General features: G+C 74.4%; 2 protein-coding genes. One reads left to right on the top strand and one right to left on the bottom strand.

Going from position 1 to position 1782, the window contains the following annotated elements; genetic code table 11:
• Positions 1-1097, top strand: a 1097-nt coding sequence (locus RIF93_RS20495; RefSeq protein ID WP_309093287.1) for a S41 family peptidase, incomplete at its 5' end; no start/stop codon positions are given.
• Here RIF93_RS20495 and RIF93_RS20490 read toward each other — a convergent pair.
• Positions 1094-1782, bottom strand: a 689-nt coding sequence (locus tag RIF93_RS20490; protein WP_309093286.1) for an ATP-grasp domain-containing protein, incomplete at its 5' end; no start/stop codon positions are given. The genes RIF93_RS20495 and RIF93_RS20490 overlap by 4 nt on opposite strands.

Below are 1782 nucleotides of genomic sequence, written 5' to 3'. Positions count from 1 at the left end.
TCGACAGGGTCTGGGGCGAGGTCCGCAGCCAGTACTACGACCCGAACCTGCACGGCGTGGACTGGGCGGCCGCGCGCCGCACCTTCCGGCCGCGCGCCCTGGCGGCCGTCGACGACCGCGCCCTCTACCGCGTGCTGGGCGAGATGCTGGCCCTGCTGGACGATTCGCACGCCAGCGTCGCCGCCCCCGCCGTGGCGCGGCGGATCGACATGGCGCGGCAGGCTCGTCCCACCCTCGGCGTCACCCTGCGCCGCGACCCTGACGCGCCCGGCTTCTATGTCGTCGAGCGCGTCCGCGAAGACTCCCCCGCCGAAGCGGCCGGCGTGGCCGTCGGCTGGCGGCTGGACACCACCGCGCCCGACGCCTGGTATCCGGAACTGGATCTGGTCGAGTCCCGCCCCGTCACCCTCGTGTTCGACGCCCCCGCGGGCGAGCGCCGCACCCTGACCCTCGCCCCGCGCATCATGGAGCCCCGCCCGCCCTTCGCCCTCGATCTGTCGCGACCGGGCGTCGCGGTGCTTCGCGTCGACTCCTTCGACGCCGGGCTGGGCGCCTGGATGGGCGAACAGCTGGCGGCCCTGCCGGCCGGAACCGACGTCATCCTCGACCTGCGCGGCAACCCCGGCGGCCGGCTGCTGGAGGCGGATGCGGTGCTCAGCTGCTTCCTCCCGCGCGACGTGGCGTGGGCGACGCGGACCAGCCGCTCCGGGCGAGCGGTGGTGCTGAAGACCTCCGGTGGTTGCGGCCCGCTGGAGACGCCGGCGCCGAATGACGTCGCCGTCCTGGTCGACGCCGAAAGCCGCAGCGCCGCCGAGCTGACGCCGGCGGCCCTGCAGGAGGCCGGCCGCGCCATCGTCGTCGGCGAACCGACCGCCGGGGCCGTGCTCATCTCCCAGGACACCCGCCTGCCCGACGGCGGCCGCCTCAGCCTCAGCCGCGCCGACTTCGTCACAGCTGGCGGCGTGCGGCTGGAGAAACGGGGCGTGACGCCGGATCTTCCTGCGGCCGACAGGGACGCCGCCCTCGACCTCGCCATCGCGGCGCTGGCGGAAGACTCCGCCGGTCACGTTCGCGCCGGAAACGCCTCGCCGCTCTAGCCGGCGACGGGCCGCACCTTGCCGGCGGCTTCCCGCGCCCGGGCCCGCGCCTGCTCCACATCCTCGCCGCGGGCGAGCGCCACGCCCATGCGCCGTCGTGCAAAGCTCTCCGGCTTGCCGAACAGCCTGAGGTCGGCGGACGGAACCGCCAGCGCCTCGGCCGCGCCCTCATAGGCGACGCCCTGCGCCTCCATGCCGCCGTAGATCACGGCGCTGGCGCCGACGTCGCGCCGGCTGACGTCCACCGGCAGGCCCAGGATGGCGCGCGCGTGCAGGGCGAACTCGCTCATCCGCTGCGTGGCCAGCGTGACCAGGCCGGTGTCGTGGGGCCGCGGCGACACCTCCGAGAACCACACCTCGTCGCCCTTCACGAACAGCTCGACCCCGAACACCCCCAGCCCGCCCAGCGCCTCCGTGACCTTGCCGGCGATCTCCCGAGCCTTCGTCAGCGCCGCCGGGCTCATCGCCTGCGGCTGCCAGCTCTCGACATAGTCGCCCTTCTCCTGACGGTGCCCGATCGGATCGCAGAAGTCGGAGACCACCTGCCCCTCCCGCATTGACCGCACGGTCAGCAGGGTGATCTCGTAGTCGAAGTCGATCCGCCCCTCGACGATCACCCGCGTCGTCTCCACCCGCCCGCCGGTCTGGGCGTAGGCCCAGGCGTTGGCCGCGTCCTCGACCGCCT

The sequence above is a fragment of the Phenylobacterium sp. genome (assembly GCF_031181185.1).
Classification (GTDB): domain Bacteria; phylum Pseudomonadota; class Alphaproteobacteria; order Caulobacterales; family Caulobacteraceae; genus Phenylobacterium.
Note: the sequence above shows the minus strand (reverse complement) of the source record. Positions and strands in the feature narration are given on the sequence as shown.